At 64.5% G+C, this 20,415-nt stretch carries 15 protein-coding genes; 6 read left to right on the top strand and 9 right to left on the bottom strand.

Annotated elements, in window-relative coordinates:
• Positions 1-152: 152 nt before the first annotated feature.
• The 4 genes from IT430_07690 to IT430_07675 all read right to left on the bottom strand — a co-directional run bounded on the left by IT430_07690 (position 153) and on the right by IT430_07675 (position 4,236).
• On the bottom strand, positions 153-407 hold the full coding sequence (locus IT430_07690; GenBank protein ID MCC6907805.1) for an ankyrin repeat domain-containing protein: 255 nt from the start codon (positions 405-407) through the stop codon (positions 153-155).
• A 599-nt stretch (positions 408-1,006) separates the two neighbouring features.
• Positions 1,007-1,654: an RloB domain-containing protein gene (locus IT430_07685; GenBank protein ID MCC6907804.1), complete on the bottom strand. Its 648-nt coding sequence runs from the start codon at positions 1,652-1,654 to the stop codon at positions 1,007-1,009.
• Positions 1,651-2,946: an ATP-binding protein gene (locus tag IT430_07680; GenBank protein MCC6907803.1), complete on the bottom strand. Its 1,296-nt coding sequence runs from the start codon at positions 2,944-2,946 to the stop codon at positions 1,651-1,653. The genes IT430_07685 and IT430_07680 overlap by 4 nt, the downstream gene beginning before the upstream one ends.
• 837 nt (positions 2,947-3,783) lie before the next feature.
• A complete protein-coding gene (locus tag IT430_07675; protein MCC6907802.1) occupies positions 3,784-4,236 on the bottom strand; it encodes a hypothetical protein in 453 nt (150 codons plus the stop codon).
• A 262-nt stretch (positions 4,237-4,498) separates the two neighbouring features.
• On the opposite strand from IT430_07675, the gene IT430_07670 reads away from it, so the two are divergent.
• The gene (locus tag IT430_07670; GenBank protein MCC6907801.1) at positions 4,499-5,971 is read left to right on the top strand and encodes an AMP-binding protein; all 1,473 of its coding nucleotides are present in this window, start codon (positions 4,499-4,501) and stop codon (positions 5,969-5,971) included.
• Between the two features lie 150 nt (positions 5,972-6,121).
• Here IT430_07670 and IT430_07665 read toward each other — a convergent pair whose 3' ends face one another.
• A complete protein-coding gene (locus tag IT430_07665; GenBank protein ID MCC6907800.1) occupies positions 6,122-6,661 on the bottom strand; it encodes a hypothetical protein in 540 nt (179 codons plus the stop codon).
• A gap of 257 nt (positions 6,662-6,918) precedes the next feature.
• The gene (locus IT430_07660) at positions 6,919-9,369 is read right to left on the bottom strand and encodes an SBBP repeat-containing protein (protein ID MCC6907799.1); all 2,451 of its coding nucleotides are present in this window, start codon (positions 9,367-9,369) and stop codon (positions 6,919-6,921) included.
• Positions 9,370-9,638: 269 nt separating this feature from the next.
• Between IT430_07660 and IT430_07655 the strand changes: the two genes are divergently transcribed.
• From IT430_07655 to IT430_07640, 4 genes are read left to right on the top strand one after another with little or no spacing between them, the layout of a single operon-like run.
• Positions 9,639-10,865 carry a DUF1015 domain-containing protein gene (locus IT430_07655; protein MCC6907798.1) on the top strand — a complete coding sequence of 409 codons (1,227 nt, stop codon included), beginning with the start codon at positions 9,639-9,641 and terminating at the stop codon, positions 10,863-10,865.
• A gap of 47 nt (positions 10,866-10,912) precedes the next feature.
• On the top strand, positions 10,913-12,127 hold the full coding sequence (locus tag IT430_07650) for an ACT domain-containing protein (protein ID MCC6907797.1): 1,215 nt from the start codon (positions 10,913-10,915) through the stop codon (positions 12,125-12,127).
• Positions 12,128-12,172: 45 nt separating this feature from the next.
• A complete protein-coding gene (gene serC, locus IT430_07645) occupies positions 12,173-13,261 on the top strand; it encodes a 3-phosphoserine/phosphohydroxythreonine transaminase (protein ID MCC6907796.1) in 1,089 nt (362 codons plus the stop codon).
• Positions 13,262-13,309: 48 nt separating this feature from the next.
• Positions 13,310-13,771, top strand: a complete 462-nt coding sequence (locus tag IT430_07640) for an Rrf2 family transcriptional regulator (GenBank protein MCC6907795.1) — start codon at positions 13,310-13,312, stop codon at positions 13,769-13,771.
• A 49-nt stretch (positions 13,772-13,820) separates the two neighbouring features.
• Here IT430_07640 and ruvB read toward each other — a convergent pair whose 3' ends face one another.
• The gene (gene ruvB / locus IT430_07635; protein MCC6907794.1) at positions 13,821-14,867 is read right to left on the bottom strand and encodes a Holliday junction branch migration DNA helicase RuvB; all 1,047 of its coding nucleotides are present in this window, start codon (positions 14,865-14,867) and stop codon (positions 13,821-13,823) included.
• Between the two features lie 115 nt (positions 14,868-14,982).
• On the opposite strand from ruvB, the gene miaB reads away from it, so the two are divergent.
• Positions 14,983-16,611: a tRNA (N6-isopentenyl adenosine(37)-C2)-methylthiotransferase MiaB gene (gene miaB, locus IT430_07630; GenBank protein MCC6907793.1), complete on the top strand. Its 1,629-nt coding sequence runs from the start codon at positions 14,983-14,985 to the stop codon at positions 16,609-16,611.
• Positions 16,612-16,634: 23 nt separating this feature from the next.
• On the opposite strand, the gene IT430_07625 is transcribed toward miaB, so the two are convergent.
• Together IT430_07625 and IT430_07620 are read right to left on the bottom strand one after the other, a co-directional pair.
• Positions 16,635-17,762, bottom strand: coding sequence for a hypothetical protein (locus IT430_07625; protein ID MCC6907792.1), 1,128 nt, complete (start codon positions 17,760-17,762; stop codon positions 16,635-16,637).
• A gap of 76 nt (positions 17,763-17,838) precedes the next feature.
• Positions 17,839-20,166 (bottom strand): HDOD domain-containing protein, encoded by a 2,328-nt coding sequence (locus tag IT430_07620; GenBank protein MCC6907791.1) that lies wholly within the window; start codon positions 20,164-20,166, stop codon positions 17,839-17,841.
• Between the last annotated feature and the right edge of the window lie 249 nt (positions 20,167-20,415).

Here is a 20,415-nt window from a genome sequence, read left to right as displayed (position 1 = left end):
TTGGGCACGAGGCACTAGGCACTGGGCACTAGGCACTAGGGGAGGCATCGAGGCATCAAGGGATCGAGGGGTCGAATCTCCTGTTCGACTTTCTACTCTCTACTCTCTTGGCGCTTCCTTGGATTGAGTCTGTCGAAGCCGCCGCTTGCTCGTCAATTGCTCGTGTGCTTCTTGAGGAGCGAGGTGATGTCGTCGCGGTGGGGGCCGGCGGCGAGTTCGGCGGCGCTCTGGCCGCGCGTGGTGCGCAGCGCGGGGTCGGCGCCGAGTTCGAGGAGGAGTTTCACGGCCTGCTCATTGCCGCACATCGCGGCGGTGTGCAGGGGCGTCATGGCGGTGGACTCGACGATGCCGTTGACCTCGGCGCCGGCGGCGATGAGGGGGCGGATCAGTTCGAGGCGCGAATGCACGACCGCGATGCTGCTGGGCGGGGCCGGGGCGCTGACGGTGCTGCTGTCGTCGTCGCTGCTGCTGGAGACGGCGATGGAGTGAGTGGCAGAGGCATGGGAAGTCCACGGAGAGAGGGCGATGGAGGCGATCCAGGCAGTGTCGCGGCGGCGCGCCGGCGTGCGAATTGATCTGCGGATCGGGCAGCAAACCATCGAGAAGCGAAGGGTTTGCAAGTCGAGCTAGGTGCGGGCCGTGCGAGTCGATCAATGCCGAGACGCCCGTGCGCCGAAACGGTAAACCAGTTCACCGCGATTTGTGCGCAAATTTGCGGCGGAGAAGCGGTTTTTCGCGCTGACGCTGCTGAGGCGAGTTCGCTATGCTGGTCCGCCGGGGTGGCCCGGAGTGTGAAGTGCCGCCACGGTCCGAGCCACGTCCCTGACGGAACGCCAAGCGATCGCGAAGAAAACGAACGAGCCCACGCTCGGCGCGCGTGGCCTTCCGGCGCCAAACCCAACTGCAGCCCACGGTAGCCGCGAACCAAGGAATGCGACTGTCCACCCGTCTTTCGATCCGTAAGTAACCGGAAGAGACTCGCGCCGACGTCGATTTGTTGAGCCGCTCACTCGGCTGAGATCGCTGGCGGAAACACCTGAATAAGACGGTACACTAGGGTGCAAGGCACGCACTTGAGCGGGTCGCACTCTGCCTTTGCTTTATACTGTCTTGCAGCTCTCTCGCAAGCTTGCGGCGCCATCGCAACAATTTCGGAGAATTTTGCGGTTCCCTTTTCGTATTTCGGAATGTGCTTGCGAAGATGCTTGCGTATTAACTCGGAACAGTCAGCGATGGCTGGAGCGCATTCCTCGAAGTGCAGCAAGATCCAGAATTCGAAGCAGGGATTTGATACCGCTACGCCAATACCCTGCGATTCGGCGAGCTGGATGGCTTCATGAATTCGCTCATGTCGATCCACGTCAATAACGACCCACGTTTGATCACCGTCGTCTTTGCTAAATGAGTGCTCCTCAATCATCTCCTGCCGATACTGTACCGCTCTCTTGACGACGCTATGTGGGTCAGTCACGGATTCATCGTAGTCGACGATAATGCTTCGATTGCTAATTTGGCGGAATGTCCTGAGCGCCTCGAAGTAGTTTGGCGCAGAACGAGAATCCTCGAATATGAGAACAATTCGAGGCGTAGTTTCGCGCCAGCCTTCGCGCCGTCTCAGGCCATCCAACATATGCTGATATTTCGGAGACTTCACATCAGGATTCTCTCAATGTGCGGAATGGCACCGTAGCGATCATCGAGGTAACGTCGTCGAAGATTATGAACTCCTCGAGCTTCGTTCTTGAATTCTGCGAGTGAGTATAGGATGGATGCGCCCGACTCTTGCTTCTTGGTGAAGTAGACCTGGTCGCGTCGCAACGCAGCGGGCTCATGCGCTCTAGATTCTAGAAGGCCTGTATCGTGCGTGACGAAGGCCAACTGAGACATCGGATCTGGCTCCCAGGAGCGGTGGTTTATCGATCGAACGAGATGGTCAACAAGAAGCGGGTGAAGGCTTGCAGACAATTCATCTGCAAATGTCGTAACGCTACGATGAGCCAGAGACCACCAATCGGATGAAAGGTTATACATCTTGCGAGTGCCCGACGATTCCTTGTCCAGATCGAAGCGAAAGTTCGGATTGCCCTTGTGTACGAGTAATGTACGATAGTATGGGCCCCTATCTACAAAGTGCTTGCGAAACTCCTCCGGTGCGCCGGACAACCCCGGCGGAAAATCAATCTCCTCAGTTTCGAGCTTCTGAATACCGAGATCGGCGGGGACTAGTAACTTGGAGAGCACCCACTCATGAAAACTAGGCTCTTGGTGGATTCGTCGTGCGACAGGATCATGAAAGTCAGAGTTTTGGGCAGTAGAGTAGTCGCGGAATCGCAGCCTTGTAGCAAAGCTCCTCGAAAGTGCAACTGCGCTTCCTGGACCCGACTCGGGTCCATGTTGAGCCAGGAAGGAGAGAATGGGTACGTTGGTTCGAGGCTTCGCAAGCAACGCCTGTACTTGGCGACTAGCTGAGCGCAGCTCCCCCTCGACAGAATCGGGTGCGTTGCGGAGAACTAGGGGGGTATCTGGAGCGTCAAGCCGAATAAGGCGCTCGTATTCGATTCGAGTTGCCGTGAACCACAACTCGTACTCATAAAGCACGTTTTCATGAAGAACTGTCGCGCCTAGCTTCGATGGATTGTTCGCAAATGACTCCTCCAGAGCGAACGGCTTATAAAAGCTAATGGGCCGATCCGGCTCAAGAGTTCGGCTCGAGTCTCGGATTAGCCACCCCAGGGCTGATGCAGCGCGAAGAAGATTTGTCTTCCCCGAAGCGTTTGCGCCGAATAGTGCCACACAACGCAGAACATCCAGCGGCGCGTCTGAGCCGGTGGGGAAGATGGGCGACGTTCCTCGACCGCGCTCTCCGGGGAGATCGGCGGCGACGAAGGACAAATCGAACCTGTCTCGGAAGGAGAGGAAGTTTTCACCGAAGAGCCGAAGTAGCATGGAAAGACCCGTCCCTTTACTGCTTCGCGCAGTTTTTCTGCGCCAACGCATTGGAGCTCTATTCTATTCGGCCACATCGTGGCGTTTCAGACGAATTAGCGCGGTATTTCTGCGCGGCGTCATGAGGTGATTTATTGGCCTTCGAAGTGGATCGACGCAATAGAGCGGCGCAAGGGGTTGCAGGAGATGGAGTTGCGGGCTTTGGCGGGGCTTGGGACTCGGGCGGGGATGGGTGGTAAAGCGGTTGACCGGAAGGGCGCGTGAAGGGGTTAAGGGGTGAGGGGGCCGGAAGGCTCAGGCGTCAGATCGAGGTCGTTTTTGTCGAGTTCGGTCGTCCAACACCCCTTGCTTACACGCGCCCTTCGACAGGCTCAGGATCGCAGACGGTCGTTGGTTCCTCGCTGACGCTTCGGGCTCGTTGAGAATCACCCCCACCCTGGCCCTCCCCTGCCATTCGATGGGGCTCATGGCACGCAGAGCCGGAGGAAGCGGCCACGGCGGCCCGGGCATGGCGCGGCGACTCGACAGACTCAGTCCAACGAGGCGCTGGGAGAGGTGAGCCTTCGGCCGGGCTCGGGCCGGGGAGGGGAGCAGGAGAGCGGGGCTGCGTTGGTGGCTTGGGGAAGGGGCTTCGTGCTTACGCGTGGGGCTTGGATCGGGCGGTGTGCCTTGCTTGCGCTGCGGGCTTGCGGGCCTTGCGGTCCTTGCTTGCGCTGCGGGCTTGCGGTCCTTGCGATCCTTGCTTGCGCTGCGGGCTTGCGGGCCTTGCGGTCCTTGCTTGCGCTGCGGGCTTGGGTCCTCGTGGCGAGCAGAGCCGGAGGAGGGGAATTGGTCCCGTCACTCCGTGATGACGGTGATGCGGCGGATCTTCTGGCGGCGGACGAGTTGGGCGAGGCTGGTCAAGGCGGCCACGGCTTCGCGGATGACGAGTTCATCCATCTTGGAGATGTGGCCGTCGCTGATGGCGGCGATGGCTTCGGCGCATTCGCGGACCGCGTTGATGGAGGCGGCGTCGATGGTTTCTTCGCGGATGAAGTAGCCGCCCATCTCCTGGCAGATGAGATCGAGGATGCGGTCGCCGACGTCGGGGTCGCAGCACGAGAGGCTTTTGATGAGGCGGTCGATGGGGTTGGGCTGGGCGCCGCTGAGGATGCGGTTGACCTGTCGGGTGGACAGGCCCATGCCGGACGCGAAGCGCTTGACGCCGACGCTTTCGACGAGTGTGCGGAAGGCGTGTGCGGGGATGTCGATGTGTTCGAGTTGTTCGTCTTGTTGGAGCGGTTCGGGCATGGCGGGTGGGGGTGGAGGTTGTGGATAAGTCCGGATGCTTGATAGCGGGCGGGAGGGGGTGGATCAAGCGGCGGCAGGGCGGCGGGGTGAGGGGGTGAGGGGGTGAGGGGGTGATGGGGTGAGGGGGTGATTGGGTGATGGGGTGATTTGCGATTTGAGATTTCATTTGCGGGACAACGCCCGGGCATGGCTATGCCTGGGCTTTGGGGAGTGGAGGCCTGCTGCCTGTTGATATCGCGGCGAAAGGGTCGAGTATTGTGGCATGAGTGTGCCCTGGGCGATACTGCGGCAGATCGTGTGCCATCCTGCGCGGGTGATGATGGTTGATGACCAGCGGTCGTGGCGTGGCGTTGATGTGCTGGCGGGGGCGCTGCACGTGGCGGCGGAGGTGGAGCGCGTGAGCGAGGCGCGGCACGTGGGGATCATGCTGCCCACGGGCGGGCTGTTTCCGATGGCGGCGCTGGGGGTGTGGATGCTCGGGCGGACGGTGGTGCCGCTGAACTATCTGCTCAAGGGCAGCGACCTGCAGTACGTGGTGGATGATTCGGAGATCGACACGATCGTGACGGTCGGACCGATGCTGGAGTTCGTGGGCGAGGCGCCGCGCGGGCCGCGCCTGGTGCGTCTGGATGCGATGAACTTTCGGCAGACGCCGCTTTTGCGCTGGCCGCGCTGGCTGGGGAGCGATGAATTGGCGGTGCTGCTGTATACGTCGGGCACGAGCGGCAAGCCCAAGGGGGTGATGCTGTCGCACGGCAACATCGCGGCGAACGTTGAGCAGTGCATGGAGTGGGTGGATTTCAACGAGCGCGACGTGATCCTGGGCGTGCTGCCGCAGTTTCATGTTTTCGGGTTGACGGCGTTGACGCTGCTGCCGCTGAGTCATGGGCTCAAGGTGATATTCACGGCGCGGTTCATGCCGCGCAAGATCGTGCAGTTGATGAAGCGGCACCGGCCGACGGCGTTCATGGGGATTGCGTCGATGTACACGGCGCTTTTGAACGTGAAGGAGCAGACGGCGGAAGACTGGAGCAGCCTGCGGTTTGTGGTGTCGGGCGGCGAGCCGCTGCCGGATGCGGTGTCGCAGGCGTTTCGCGAGCGGTTAAACGTGACGCTGAACGAAGGATTCGGCATGACGGAGACGAGCGCGGTGAGCCACTGGTGCCGGCCGAGCGAGACGCGGCGGCACAGCGTGGGGCGGGCCCTGCCGCGCATTGAAGTGAAGATCGTGGACAGCAGCGGGCAGCGCATGGGCGTGAACGAGGATGGGGAATTGCGCCTGCGCGGGCCGAACATGATGCAGGGGTATTTCAAGCTGCCCGAGGAGACGGCGGCGGCGTTTGATGAAGAGGGCTACTTGCGCACGGGCGACATGGCGCGGGAGGATGCGGATGGGTTTCTGTACATCACCGGGCGCATCAAGGAGATGATGATCATCGGCGGTGAGAACGTGTTTCCGCGCGAGATCGAGGAGGCGCTTAACAAGCACCCGAGCGTGGCGGCGAGCGCGGTGATCGGGGTGCGCGACGAATCGCGCGGCGAGGCGCCGGTGGCGTTCGTCGAGCTGGTGGAGGGCGCGACGTTTGACGAGGTGGCGCTGCGGTCGCACTGCAGGAAGTGGCTGGCGCAGTACAAGGTGCCGCGCGATGTGTACTTGATGGAGAAGCTGCCGCGCAACGCGACGGGGAAGATCATGCGTCGTGAGCTGCGCGTGCCGGAGGGGGCGGGGGGTTAGGCGCGCGGCGGTTGGGTGCGCGGGCGTGGAGCCGGCGCGGTGCGAGCGCGGTGTGCGAAAGCCGCGGTGCGCGTGCGCGGTGCGGTGCGCGGGCCGGGTGAGCCGCATGGTCGAGTGTGGATTGAGCGCGCGGTTCGAGCGGGCCGGTGGTTATTCGATCAACTCAACGTTGCTGGTCTGGCAGGTGGTGAGGTCGAGGAGTTGGAGGTAGCCGCCGCAGGCGCCGGGGCCGGTGTAGGTGTTGATGGTTCGCGAGCCGGTCTCGCCGGCGCCGCCGTGGAAGACGACCTGGATGAGGTGTTCGCCGAGGCCGAGGCTGACGCCGCCGCAGGGTCCGCCTCGGGCGATGCGGAAGCTGCCGGTTTCGCGGGCGTAGATGAGCACAACTTCGCCGCCGGGCGTGGCGTTGGACCAAGAGAGGCGGGCGTAGCCGCCCGAGGGGCAGGAGGCGTCGAAGGTGAGGTCCAGGGCGCCGGCAATCCCGGCCTGGCCGATCGCGGCGAATGGATCGTCGGTGGGCTGGGCGGTGGCGGCCAGGAGGCCGGTGAGCTGGGCGGAGATGTCGAGGCCAGCGGTGTGCTCGGCGGCGGTCTGCTCGAGCTGGACCCAGTGGTACAGCAGGCCGGGCACGGCGAGGTCGGTGACCAGCGACCCGACGATGGCGAACAACTTGAAGGTGGACTGGCTCATGGGGCTGCTCCTTATCAAGCAGGATTCATGAGAGACGGTACAGCAGCCCGGCGGCGGCGGCGGTAGGCGAAGGTCTGATCGACCCAGTGGGGTGTGGCGGTTCGGCAGGCGTGCGGGTGGGGGGCTGAAGGGCAAGTCAAAGCGCAATCGACGTTGCGGCAGCCTCCGCGCGGGGGGTTCGCGCGCGTGCCGGGTGGCCGGTACGTCCGCACGCAGGGGCAGCGCGGCGGGACACTTTTTACAGCCGGGGGGGCGAGTTACTCGATTCGCACGACGTTGCTGGGGGTGCAGACTGTGACATCAAGGAGTTGGAGGTGTCCGCCGCAGGCGCCGGGGCCGGCGGTGGCGTTGAGGGTGCGCGAGCCGTCAGAATCGCTGTTGATCTGCAGGACGGCTTGCAGGAGATTCGTCCCGAGACCGAGCACCGTTCCAGAGCAGGGGTTGCCCTCTGGGATTGAAAACGCTCCGGAGTTGCGCGCGAAAAGCAAAACCGCAGGGGCGTCAGGTGTCGCATCGCGCCACTCGACGCCGATCGGTCCGCCGGAGGGGCAGGTTGAGGTGACTGACAGGCGTGGCCGTGTGGTACTGACGCGCACGACGAAGGCGTCGTGCTGGCCGCCATGTTTTTCGTTGAGCCGGCCGTCAAAATCGAGTGATTGAGTATGGCCGGCCACAAGTGCTTCGCCGGTGATGTCAATAGCCACAGCCACGGCAACGTCGTAATCGCTTCCACCGAGATAGTACATCCACTCAGGACTGCCGGTTGAATCAACTTTGACGACGTAAGCGTCGTTCACGCCGTTCAGGTGGTTCAGTTGGCCGAAGAAGTCAAGGGAGAATGTCCAGCCGACGACGTACGCGTTGTCGTAGGAATCAACGGCGACACTTAACCCTTCCTCGGGCTCCGATCCTCCCAGGTAAGTCATCCAGATGAGTGTTCCGTTTGTCTCAAGTTTGAGCAAAAACGCGGCTCCTCGCCGGTTGCGCTCGTTGAGGCGTCCCTCGAAATCTTCAGAGATGGTCGCGCCCGACACGAGAATGTTGCCCTGACTGTCAAGAGCCATTCCCGTGCTGAACTCGTTCTTGGTGCCGCCGAGATAAGTCATCCACTGGACGCCACCAGAAGGGCTGACTTTGACAGCAAAGACATCCGAGTATTCGCCCTGATACTCGTTGATACGACCTTCGAAGTCGTCGGATGTGGTTTGACCGGTGAAAACCGCGTTCCCATCGCGGTCGATCCTGACCGCGGCACCAAAGTCGTCCTCACTGCCGCCCAAGTAAGTTACCCATTGCAGTGTTCCTGTGCCGTCAACTTTTGCTAGATAGGCATCGCTGTGCCCATGCGGAGCATTCTGGCTCCCCTCGACGTCGTCAGAACCGGTGTGGCCCGCGACGACCACATCGCCGTTCGCGTCAACCGCGACGCCGCTTGAGCCGTCCGCGAGCCCTCCACCGATATAGGTCATCCACTGGAGCGCGCCAGCTGCATCGACGCGAAGGACGAATCCATCGTCTGCGAGGTGAACCGCGTGGTTGGAATTGGTGCGACCGTCAAAGTCCAGAGAGTTCGTATTGCCCGCGATGAATGCATCATCGCGCTCATTCAGGGCGATGGCTCGTCCGCTTTCGTAACCCCTCCCTCCCAGAAACGTCACCCACACCAGATCCCCCGATCGATCGACCTTCGCCAGAAACGCATCCCATCCATGAGATTCGTTTATGCGGCCTTCGAAGTCGCGCGACTCCGTCTCGCCGGTGACAAGAGTGTTGCCCGCTGAGTCGACTGCCGCAGCATAGGCATAATCCACACTGCCGCTTCCGCCCAAGTACAGCATCCACGCCACGTCTGGATCAATGACCAATTCTCTGGCCGAATCCACCGGTCCCGTGACGGCGATGCGATAGGTGGTCTCGTCGATGAGTTCAAAGTGCGCCGGCAGAACATCACGACTCCGCTCATCATACTGCCAGACGTTCGGGGCGCCATCGGCGAGCGTGCCGGCCGCCGTCTCGATGGAAAGGGTGCCAGCGTGGTCGATGCACAGCGAATCAACGCCGTCGTAGTGAATCCATATCTGCGACCAGTCAGCGCCCGGCGCACAGTGAAATTCATACTTGAGCACGCCCTGCTCGCTGCCTTTGACGTGCAGGTCAATTCCTTCATAGAGGTTTTCGTACACCACCGAGGCGAACGAGGGGACGTTGCTTGCGCTGCCGCGCCCTTCTCCGCCGACAAAGTAATTGAACCTCGCCGCCTGCGGCTGCGCGCCGCGCGGTGTGACGGCGTTGCTGCCGGGGAAACTGACCGTGAGGGTCAGATGCTCGTCTGCCGGGGCAAAGTCGTCGACGCCCGGGCTTTCGCGCAAGGGCCGCCGGTCATCGTGGAGCGAGGCAAACCGGGGTGGCGCAGAGCCGTTGTCCTGGCTTGCATTCGACGCATCTTCGATTGGCCGCGCGAGATGCATCGAGAGCGCCGACTCGCGGAAGGCCAGGTCCATGCCTCGCGAGCGCATGGCGTAGTACACGCTCTCATCCGCCCACTGCCCCTGATTGGGCACGAAGAAGACGCCGCGCATAGCGACCACCCCGCCCGCGAGGTCCGGTCCGTCAAGGGCGGGGCCATTGCCCAGGACCGGCAGGACAGCCGCAGACAGCAGGCTGGCCAGGGCCGCCGCTGCATGGAACCAGGTTCGCTTTGCGCGCATGGGAACTCCGATCGCTGGGGGCGGGCGGCGAAGCGCCCGGATTGTGCCGGGATGGTTATACACGATAAATGGGGCCGATGCGGTGCAAATGGTGGAAAGCCGCCCAGTTTTTACGCCTTTGGCACGTTCGGGCGTCTTATTGGAGCCGGCGATGCGATTCACCCCTCATTCCCTTTCGGGGAAAGGCACTACCGGCTGCGGGCTAGGCAGGGGCCGGGAGCGGTCTTACCCTCACCCGAGTCCAGCTTCTGTCCTCTCGGAGACCTGCTATGCGCATCAATCCCTTTCGAGCCTTGCGACCGACGCGCGAACTCGCCGCCAAGGTGGCTTCGGTGCCCTATGACGTTGTGAACCGCGAGGAAGCGGTCGCCCTGGCCGAAGGGAATCCGATCAGTTTCCTGCACGTGTGCCGGCCGGACATCGACCTGCCCGCAGACATGGACCCGCATGATGATGCGACGTATGCCAAGGGGTTCGAGAACCTCAATCGCTTTCAGGCGGAGGGAACGCTCGCGCGGGATACAGCGCCGGACCTCTACATCTACCGCCTCGTGATGGACGGTAAGGCGCAGACGGGAATCGTCGCCTGCGTGCACATCGATGACTACGAGCATGACTTCATCAAGAAGCACGAGAAGACGCGGCGCGACAAGGAAGATGACCGCACGCGGCATGTGCTGGAGATGAACGCCAACGCCGAGCCGGTCTTCCTGACGTACAAGGACGAGGCGGAGGTCGCGCGGCTGATGTCCGAGGCAGCGAAGGGTGAAGCGCTTTACGATTTTGCGGCTGTGGATGGTGTGCGGCACACGATCTGGAAGGCGCCGGACGCGGCGGCGCTGGTCAAGGCGTTTGGAAAGGTGCCGCACGTCTACGTGGCCGACGGGCACCACCGCTGCGCCAGCGCCTGGCGGGCGGGCAAGACTCTGCGCGAGCAAAACCCCGGGCACACGGGCAATGAGGAGTACAACTGGTTCCTGGCCGTGCTCTTCCCGGCCTCGGAGGTGCGCATCATGGCGTACAACCGCGTTGTGCAGGATCTCAACGGGCAGACGCCGGCCGAGGTGCTGGAGAAGTTGCGCGGCGTGGGGCGCGTGAGCGCGACGGACAAATCGACGCCGCCGGTTCCCGGGTCATTCTGCGTCTACCTTGACCACGAATGGCACCTCGTTGAGATTGACGAGAAGAGCATCGACCGGAGCGACCCGATCAACTCGCTCGATGTAGCGCTGCTGGAGTCGCGCATCCTTGAACCGATCCTGGGCATCGGCGACATCCGCACCGACAAGCGCATCGACTTCGTCGGCGGCATTCGCGGCACGGTGGAACTGCAGCGGCGCGTCAACAGCGGGGAGATGGCGATCGCGTTTTCGATGTTCCCGACGACGATGGAGCAGTTGATGGCGGTCGCGGACGCGGGGAAGATCATGCCACCCAAGAGCACGTGGTTCGAGCCCAAACTCCGCAGCGGATTGCTCGTGCATACACTCGACTGAGCAGAGAAGAGGATGCGGCTGGCCAGTTTTGCGAGGCGGGGTGAACCATGAAGGTGCTCATAGCGGAGAAGTTCGAGAAAGTCGGCGTCGACGGGCTGAAAGAACTCGGCTGCGAGGTCATTCACAACCCCGACGTGCCAGCTGAAGATCTGCCGGCGCTGATGAGCGAGATCGAGCCGGATGTGCTCATCGTGCGCGGCAAGAAGGTCTCGGGCGAAGCAATCAAGGCGGGCACGCGGCTGGGGCTGATCATCCGGGCCGGGGCGGGCTACGACAGCATTGACGTGAAGACCGCCTCGAGCATGGGCGTGTTCGTGGCGAACTGCCCGGGCAAGAACTCGATCGCCGTGGCCGAATTGGTCATGGGGCTGATCTGCTCGTGCGATCGCCGCATCCCCGATCAGACGGCGGACCTGCGCGCGGGCAAGTGGAACAAGAAGGAATACGGCAAGGCGCGCGGGCTGCACGGGCGCACGCTGGGCATCGTCGGCCTCGGTCAGATCGGCCGGGAGATCATGAAGCGGGCCCAGGCGTTCGGCATGAAGGTCGTCGCGTGGTCGCGCAACCTGACGACGGAGGAGGCCGAGTCGCTGGGCATCGGATATTGCGCCACACCCATGGACGTCGCGCGGCTGGGCGACGTGGTGTCGATCAACGTCGCGGCCACTGGCGAAACGGAAAACCTCGTCAGCGCCGAGTTCCTCGACGCCATGAAGCCGGGCGCGTATCTCATTAACACCTCGCGCGGCAAGGTGGTCGACGAGCAGGCACTGCTGGCCGCGATCGAGAAGAAGGGCCTGCGCTGCGGCCTGGATGTCTATCGCGGCGAGCCGGGCAGCCCGACCGGCGAGTTCTGGAGCGAACTGGCCCAGCACCACGGCGTGTACGGCACGCACCACATCGGCGCTTCGACCGACCAGGCGCAGATCGCCATCGCGCACGAAGTCATTCGCATCATGAGTTGCTTCATCGCCGAGCATGACGTGCACAACTGCGTGAACCTCCACGCGGCCAGCCCGGCCACGCACGTGCTCTCGGTGCGGCACCGCAACCGGCCCGGCGTGCTCTCGCATGTGTTCCGGGCCATCGCGGATGAATCGATCAACGTCGAAGAGGTCGAGAACATCAACTACCACGGCGGCGAAGCGACCTGCGCGCGCGTGCACCTCGTCGGGTGCCCGAACGAGACCACGCTGCAGCGCATCCGCACGGGCAACGAGAACATCATCAGCGTCACCCTCCGGCCGATCGCCAAGGGCTGAGCGGGCGGCGCGGCGGGCGGCTTTCGAACGAAGGATTGGTGAGTCATGAGCGATCGAATCTACAACTTCAGCGCGGGTCCGGCGGTTCTTCCCGAAGAGGTGCTCAAGCAGACGCAAAAGGACCTGTGGAACCTGGCGGGCTCGGGCGTCGGGCTGATCGAGCACAGCCACCGCGGCAAGGCGTTCACGAAGGTGATCGAGGAGGCCGAGGCCGATTGCCGCGAGATCGCGGGCATTCCGAGCAAGTACAAGGTGCTGTTCCTTCAGGGCGGGGCGTCGCTGCAGTTTGCGATGGTGCCGATGAACCTGCTGGGCAAGCACGCCACGGCGGACTACATCCTGACCGGCACGTGGTCGAAGAAGGCGGTCGAAGAGGCCAAGCTGTTCGGCAACGCGCACGTCGCCGCGTCGAGCAAGCCGACCAACTTCGACCGCATTCCCGCCGCGGCCGACATCCACTACTCGGCCCGTCCGGCGTACGTGCACATCACCTCCAACAACACGATCTTCGGTACGGAGTGGAAGAGCGAGCCGGATGTGCCGCCGGGCGCGCCGCTGATCTGCGACGCGAGCAGCGATATCTTTTCGCGGCCGATTGACGTGTCGAAGTACGCGCTGATCTACGCGGGCGCGCAGAAGAACCTGGGCCCGTCGGGCGCGGTGCTCGTGATCATCCGCGATGACATGCTCAAGAGCGTGCGCGATGACATTCCGACGATGCTCAAGTACAGCACGCACGCCGAGAACAACTCGCTTTACAACACGCCCAACACCTTCGGCATCTACGTGATGGGGCAGTCGTTCAAGTGGATCAAGCAGATCGGCGGGCTCAAGGCCATGGCCGAGCGCAACGAAGCCAAGGCGAAGGTCATCTACGACTGCATCGACAACAGCGACTTCTTCAGAGGCACCGCGCAGCCTGACAGCCGCTCGCTCATGAACATCTGCTTCCGGGCGCCCAGCGAGGCGCTGGAGGAGAAGTTCATCGCCGAGGCGAAAGCGGCGGGCTTTGACGGGCTCAAGGGGCACCGCTCGGTGGGCGGCATGCGCGCGAGCACCTACAACGCGCTGCCTCCCGAGGCGTGCGCCAAACTCGTCGAGTTCATGAAGAAGTTTGAGCTGGCCAACCGCTGATCGGTTTCAGTGCCTCTGAATGGCGCGGCAGCAGGAGAGATCCGCCTCATGATGTCCACCACAGCCGAGTACGCCTTGCGCATCATCATCGTGCTGGCCGAGGCCGCGGACCGCGACGGCGGCGTGCTGACCGCCGTGGACGTGGCGCGCGAGACGAAAGTCCCGGCGGATTACGCGGTGAAAGTGCTGCAGGCGCTGGGCCGGGCGAAACTCGTGAGCGGCCGGCGCGGCCGCGGCGGCGGGTTCCGCCTCGTGTGCGATCCGAGGGAGATGACGCTGCTGGAAGTGGTTAACGCGATCGATCCGCTGCCGCGCATCCGCGCGTGCCCGCTCGACCGCTCGGACCACCAGAAGCACCTGTGCCCGCTGCACAGCGAGATGGACAACATCATGGCGGAGATGGAGCGCCGGCTCAAGGCGATGACGATCCAGGACGTCATCGACGGCGCGCCCGGCGGCGTGCTGTGCAGCGAAGACAAGCTCGTAAAGGTAACGGTGGCAAAGCGGTGACTGGCGGGCAAGGCGCGCTCCCCTTCGCGGAGCCTTAAGCGGGTTCAATCTACCCCTCAAAGAGTGGAGCGTCGGCGGCGGGGGCGGCGATTGTGACGCCGACGTGGGCCGCGCCCTGCTGGGTGAGTTGGCGGCCGCGGCGGGTGCGCGTGAGATAGCCGCACTGCAGCAGGTAGGGTTCAACGACTTCTTCGAGCGTGTCGGACTCTTCGCTCATGGTGGCGGCGATGGCGTCGATGCCTGCCGGGCCGCCCTGGAACGTGCTGCCGAGCACCTTGAGGTACTTGCGATCGAGCGGGTCGAGCCCGCACGCGTCGATGCCTTCGAGCGTGAGCGCCTCGGCGACGATCTCCGCGTTCACCAGACCGTCGTTGTGCACCTGCGCGTAGTCGCGGATGCGGCGAAGCAGGCGGTTGACGATGCGCGGCGTGCCGCGGCTGCGCCGCGCGGGCAGCGCGAGCGTGGCGTCGCTGTCGCAGTGCATTTCGAGCAGGCGGGCCGAACGCCGCGCGATCGTGTGCAGGTCTTCATCGCTGTAGAAGTCGAGGTGGTGCGTCATGCCAAAGCGGCTGCGCAGCGGGCCGGACACGAGCCCGGCGCGCGTCGTGGCGCCGATGAGGCAGAAGGGCTCGACGTTGAGCGTGATCGACCGCGCGTGCATGCCCGAATCGACGGAGACGTCGATGCGGAAGTCTTCCATCGCCGGATAGATGTACTCCTCGACAGCGGCGGGCAGGCGGTGGATCTCGTCGACAAAGAGGATGTCGCCGCGCTTGAGCTTGGTGAGCGGACCGACGAGGTCGCCGGCTCGCGTGAGCGCGGGGCCGGAGGTGAGGTGGACCTGGCCGCCCATCTCGTGACCGATGACATGCGCGAGCGTGGTTTTGCCGAGCCCCGGCGGGCCGTGGAGGAGGATGTGTTCGAGCGGCTCGCCGCGCTGCTTGGCGGCCTGGATGGCGATGCGCAGGCGCTGCACGAGTTGAGGCTGGCCGATGTAGTCGTCGAGGACGGTGGGGCGCAGCGACCAGTTGAGCCGCTCCTCTTCCGAGTCGAGCCGTTCCGAAGTCACCATGCGCTCGCGTGCCATTGGAGGCATGATACGCGGGGAGGATGAAGGAAGACTCAGCCTCGCGGCGGATGCCCGAGCGAGCCTCCGGGCAGAAAAGCCGCGCGCCCATCATTTCTATGGGCGCGACCCTATCATTTGCGACATGTCCGCGGACGTCGGCAAACTCGTGTATCTCGAGACCTTCGGGTGCCAGATGAATGAGCTGGACTCGGAGCTGGTCACGACGCAGCTGCGCGCGCTGGGATATCGGTTCACGCCGGATGCGGATGAGGCCGGGGTGATCCTGTACAACACGTGCTCGGTGCGCGAGCAGGCGGAGCAGAAGGTGTGGTCGCGCCTCGGGCTGATGAAGAGCCGCAAGAAGAGGCAGCCGGATCTGCTGCTGGGCGTGCTGGGCTGCATGGCCGAGCGCGACGGGCGCGACATGCTGCGCAAGTTTCCGCACGTCGATCTGCTCTGCGGCCCGGGCGAACTCGACAAGCTGCCGCTGCTGCTGCGCAACGCGAGCACGACGAGCGAGCCGGCCATCGCGCTGCAGGGAAGCACCTCGCGGCGCTCAGGCACGCTGGCCGCGGCCGAGGATCAACTCGAACTGCTCGATCTTTCGCGCAGTTTCGCGCCGCAGGACCAGCGTTCGGCCGGCCGCAGCGCTTACGTTCGCATCACGCGCGGCTGCAACAAGTTCTGCACCTACTGCGTCGTGCCCTTCACGCGCGGGGCCGAGATGCACCGCCCGCCGGATCACATCGTCGATGAATGCCGCGCCCTGGTGGAGCGCGGCGTGGTCGAGATCACGCTGCTGGGTCAGACGGTGAATCACTATCGATTCGAGCACGATGCAGCGGTGGTCGTTGACGGCGTCGTGCAATCGCAGAAGGGGCGATCGTTCACCGGCGGGCACGACCGCGACCCGCTCACGGGCCATCGCGTCACGACATTTGCCGACCTGCTGCGTCGCATCCACGATGAAGTGCCGCAACTGCGGCGGCTGCGGTTCGTGACGAGTTATCCGCGCGATTTCGGCAATGATGTGCTCGAGACCATTCGCGACTGCCCGCGCATCTGCCGCTACATCCACGTGCCGGTTCAGTCGGGCTCGAACCGTATCCTCGAAGCGATGAATCGCGGCTACAGCGTGGAGGAGTATCGCGACTTCATCGAGCGGATTCGCGCGTACCTTCCCGACGCGATGATCGCCAGCGACGTGATCGTCGGCTTCCCCGGCGAGACGGAAGAGGACTTTGAAGCGACGGCGGATCTGATGCGCTGGGCGCGGTTCAAGAACTGCTTTGTGTTCAAGTATTCGCCGCGCCCCGGTACGCCGGCCTACGACCGCCTGCCCGACGACGTGCCCGACGAGGTCAAGCGGCAGCGCAACAACGCGCTGCTGCAGGTGCAGGGCGCGATCTCGCACGCCATCCACACGGCCCAGATCGGCCGCACGCTGGATGTGTTCGTCGAGGGCATGTCCACGGTGCAGGCGCGGCGCGAGCCGGTGCTGGCCGGCGCGCGGGGTACGGTCGGGCTGACGCTCAACGGCCACGCGCTGGCGGATGATGACGGCGACTGTTCAACAGGCTGCTGCACGGCCGCGCCGCCGGTGGAGTGGCACGAGTCGCCCACAGTGCAACTCAGCGGCCGCACGGATGGCGATCTCATCACCGTGTTTGACGTGCCGCGCGAGCGGGCGGCTTCGCTGGTCGGCCAGATCGTGCCCGTGCTCATCGAAGAGTCGCGCACGCTGACGCTCAAGGGGCGCCTGGCGAGGTGAGCGCGGTGCGTGGGCGCTGCGTTTTACGCGGCCAATCCGCCTTCGTCGCCAGTTTCGTGCGGCGGCCAGTCATCATCGGGCAGGTGGCGGTGATGGACGTGGATGACGTGGGCCAGTTGCCGCGTGAACACCGCCGAGAGCGAGCGGAGCATCTTGACGAGGTCGGGGGCGAACGGCGCGTTCACATCGCGCCAGAGCAAGAAGATGGCGATGCACTCGCCGTCGTGCTGGCAGCCGAAGGTGAGCAGGTGCGAATCGACGAGAAACGCCGCGTCGTCTCCCATCCAGTCGGTCAGCGAGACGTTGTCGATGAACTCGAGCAGTTCGCGCTCTTCGAGCATGAGCGGCGTGATGACGTCGGCGAGGTGTTCGAGCAGGAAGTTGCCCGTGTCCTTCGAGCAGTCGTAGTTGATGTAGGCGCCGAGGGTGAAGTCGTCGCCCGCGGCGGGCAGGAACACGGCGGCGTTGGTCGGGCCGAGTTTGCGCAGCAGGTATTCGAGCGTGGTGCGGAGCAGTTCCTCGACGTCGAGTTCCTGGCGGATGACGGCGGCGAACTCGGTCACGGCCGTGACGTTGGAGATCTGGTCCGTGAGTTCCTGGTAGGCGTGCACGAGGTCGTTGCAGAGTGAATCGACCTGGTTCGTGACGTCGATGCGCGTGGTGTTCATGCGCTTGCAGATGCGCTTGAGCTGGTCGAAGCGCTCCTGCTGCTGGCGCTGCCGCTGGTAGCGGGCGATGGCGTCGAAGAGCCGCACGCGGAGGTCGGTCTCGTCGAGCGGCATGGTGAGACAATCGACCGCGCCGTGGCGCATGGCGTGCACGGCGAGCTGAAAGTCGCTCGCGGCGCAGAGCACGACGAGGCTGGCGGTGGCACGGGCCTCGCGCAGGCGAAAGGCGGTGTCTTCGATGTCGGCGACCGTGCGCGCCGCAAGGATCACGGCGTCGCAGACGCCAAGGTCAGGGCGCTGGGCGGCTTCGGCGAGACTTGCAGCCGAAGCGATGAGCACGTTTGACCCGGCAACGGCGCGCTGCGCTGCCGCAGCGGTGGTGGTGTCCGCGTCGATGACCAGCACGCGCCCGGACGCGACTGGCGCGGCCGGCGGCTGCGCCGGTGAATCGACCTGCATGGGTTTGCTGCGAGCCTTTTTCACGGCGTGAGTCTCCGGGCCGGGCCGCGCGGAAGCGAGCCTTGGCCGAGTGTGATGCTCAGTTGGATGCGAATGCCGCTCATGCCGCTTGCGTCTCCTCCGGCCGCAGCGCGCCGGGGCGCGGAGCGGGAGTCTGCTCGTCGTCGGGAACCTGCCACGACTTGAGCACGATCCGCGCTGTCGTGCCGACTTCGGGTTGCGATTCGAATTCGATCGACCCGCTGTTGGCCGCGATGAGCCGCTGAGCACGCGAGAGCCCGAGTCCGGGCTGGCGGCCGGCCGGCTTGACGGAGAAGAACGGATCGAACGCGTGGTTGAGGGTGTGGGCGCTCATGCCCTGGCCGTCATCCTTGACGATAATGTTCAGCCGCTGGCTGCGCGGCTCGATGAGCACCTGCACATCCACGAAATGCTTGGGTTGCGCCTCGCTGGCGTTGACGATGAGTTCGACCAGCGCGCTGCTCACCTGGTCGGCGTCGAGGTACGCGTCGGGCAGGTCCGACGCCAGGCGCACCGAGATCGGCGCGCGCTTGCCGACGCGCTCCTGCGCGGCCTTGACGGCCCGGCTGACGAGTTCGCTGATCGCGACCCGGGCAGGCTCGGGCCGCGGCGGCTCGGTGAACAGGTGCAGACTGGTGATGAGGTCGCTGAGGCGCTGGGCCTGCTCGGCGATCTGCTCGGCCATGCGGCGGTCGCGCGGGTTCTCCAACTGGCTCGCCAGCACCTGCGAGCGGCCGGAGATGACGCACAGCGGGTTGTTCATCTCGTGGGCGGCGCCGGCGGCCATTTCGCCCAGCGACGCCAGCGCCTGGCTTCGCGCGAGTTTGGCCTGCGTCTCGGTGAGGATGCGGTTGGACTCAGCCAGTTGTTCGCCCAGCTGGCGGGCGCCTTCGTGCTGGCGGGCGGCGGCGATGGCGCTGGCCCACGTCTCGCACAGCGCCAGCATCTGCGTGCGCGAGAGGCCCATCTCGCGCACCGGGCGGTCGTGCAGCAGCACCGCCGACACGCCCCAGGCGCTGCGCAGCGGCAGGAGGCGCACGTTGCGGATGTCAGACGCGTCGCCGATTGATTCGCTCAGCGCCGGCAGCAGGCCCATCATCCCGACCGACACCTGCAGTTCGTCCGAGAGCGTGTCGAGATCGAGACCGGCTGCGGGCGCTTCGATGGTCTGGGCGCGAAGCAGGCGGCCGTCGCAGGAGAACTGGCCGATCTGCCATGCGTCCGAGCGCGCCGAGGCGTAGAGCATGGCGTAGAAGCCGCGGCCGAACTCCTTGGAGGCCGAGGCGACGACGTTGCCGCACACCGCGACGATGGACTGGCCGGGCGTGGCCTGCTGATGGAAGTCGATGATGCCGCGCATCACCTGCTCGCTGCGATGAGCCGACTGCGAGCGATGTTCGAGCGCTTCGTTGATGCGGCCCAGCGCGTGATTGGCGCGGGCGATGGAGGCGAGGAAGAGCCCTTCAGGCGGCGTCTCGGAGAGGCCGAGGATCTCGCAGCGGGCCGCGGTCTCGACGTGCACGGCGCTGCCGACTTCCGCCACGTCCTTCTGCGTTACGCCGACGTGCTTGCACAGCGTGGCCAGGTCGTCGGCGAAGACGTGATTGCCCGAGAAGCCCAGGTGCTGCTTGCGCACGAGGTGGTCGGCGAGGGTGACGAGGGCGATCATGCCTTCGTGGGGCAGGACGGGCAGCGACTCGACCGGCTGGCCGTGCAGCCACATGACGTCCTGTATGATGTGCGGCAGGTTCCACTGCTCGGCGAGGCGCTTGCCGGTGGTGTGGTGATCGAGGCCGATGACGCGGCGCTCCATCTCGGCGATGTTGCCCTGGCGCTGCTCGGTGAGTTCGACGACGCGCTCGTAGCCGCGCGGCAGCAGCCGCTCGAGGGCGAGTTTGCCCAGGTCGTGCAGCAGGCCGCAGACGAACGCTTCGTCGGGCGCGATGCGCGGCTCGAGGCCGCGCCTCTTGGCGAGCAGTTCGGCGGCGACGGCCACGGCGATGCTGTGCATCCAGAAGCCGGCGCTGTCGAACGGCCTGCCCGGCGCCATGTCGTCGAGGTCCAGGCCGCGCTGCGGAGCCGAACGCGTGCTTTCGAACAGGTTGTAGATCTCGACGGAGAGCACTGCGTTGCGGATCGCCTCGAAGCCGAGCATGACCACGGCCCGGTCCACCGTCGTGATGCGCGCCCCCAGGCCCGTTTCGGAACGCCGGCAGAGGCTGAGCACCTTGGCGGTGATCGACGGGTCGGATTCGATGATCTTGACGATGTCGCCGACTTCGCTTTCGTCGTCGGACGTGAGCGAGAGCAGGCGCATAGCGATGGCTGAGAGGGTCGGCAGCGTGTGCAACTGCTGCAGGATCACCTCGACGCGGTCGGAGCGCGTGCTCTGCGAAGCCACGGTCATGGCTGGAAGATCGGCCTTTAGGGCAGGTCAGGTAAGGCAAGGCTTGCGGGATTGGGGGGAGCGGTCCGATTATGGCGCAGCGCGGGGTCCATCCTTAAAGGCGCCGCCTCGACGGGTCGATCTTGCCGAATGGCGCAAGGCCTGCGCTTCGTGGATGAGGCTGAAGGGCGGTTGGGCCCCGGGTCGATAATCACGGAGACCGGCACCTCGATTGCTGACTGAGCGCACGCGCCTCGCCGCCACTGCGCG

It is taken from the genome of Phycisphaerales bacterium, from assembly GCA_020852515.1.
Taxonomy (GTDB): Bacteria; Planctomycetota; Phycisphaerae; order Phycisphaerales; family UBA5793; genus UBA5793.
The sequence above is the reverse complement of the archived record's forward strand: the minus strand, read 5'-3'. Positions and strand labels throughout refer to the sequence as shown.

Bases quoted from the DNA above. Each gene is read 5' to 3' on its own strand.
- IT430_07650 (MCC6907797.1), top strand. From the start codon at position 10,913: ATGAAGGTGCTCATAGCGGAGAAGTTCGAGAAAGTCGGCGTCGACGGG.
- serC (MCC6907796.1), top strand. From the start codon at position 12,173: ATGAGCGATCGAATCTACAACTTCAGCGCGGGTCCGGCGGTTCTTCCC.
- IT430_07675 (MCC6907802.1), bottom strand. From the start codon at position 4,236: ATGCCCGAACCGCTCCAACAAGACGAACAACTCGAACACATCGACATC.
- IT430_07655 (MCC6907798.1), top strand. From the start codon at position 9,639: ATGCGCATCAATCCCTTTCGAGCCTTGCGACCGACGCGCGAACTCGCC.
- IT430_07620 (MCC6907791.1), bottom strand. From the start codon at position 20,166: ATGACCGTGGCTTCGCAGAGCACGCGCTCCGACCGCGTCGAGGTGATC.
- IT430_07670 (MCC6907801.1), top strand. From the start codon at position 4,499: ATGAGTGTGCCCTGGGCGATACTGCGGCAGATCGTGTGCCATCCTGCG.
- ruvB (MCC6907794.1), bottom strand. From the start codon at position 14,867: ATGCCTCCAATGGCACGCGAGCGCATGGTGACTTCGGAACGGCTCGAC.
- IT430_07640 (MCC6907795.1), top strand. From the start codon at position 13,310: ATGATGTCCACCACAGCCGAGTACGCCTTGCGCATCATCATCGTGCTG.
- IT430_07660 (MCC6907799.1), bottom strand. From the start codon at position 9,369: ATGCGCGCAAAGCGAACCTGGTTCCATGCAGCGGCGGCCCTGGCCAGC.
- IT430_07665 (MCC6907800.1), bottom strand. From the start codon at position 6,661: ATGAGCCAGTCCACCTTCAAGTTGTTCGCCATCGTCGGGTCGCTGGTC.
- IT430_07680 (MCC6907803.1), bottom strand. From the start codon at position 2,946: ATGCTACTTCGGCTCTTCGGTGAAAACTTCCTCTCCTTCCGAGACAGG.
- miaB (MCC6907793.1), top strand. From the start codon at position 14,983: ATGTCCGCGGACGTCGGCAAACTCGTGTATCTCGAGACCTTCGGGTGC.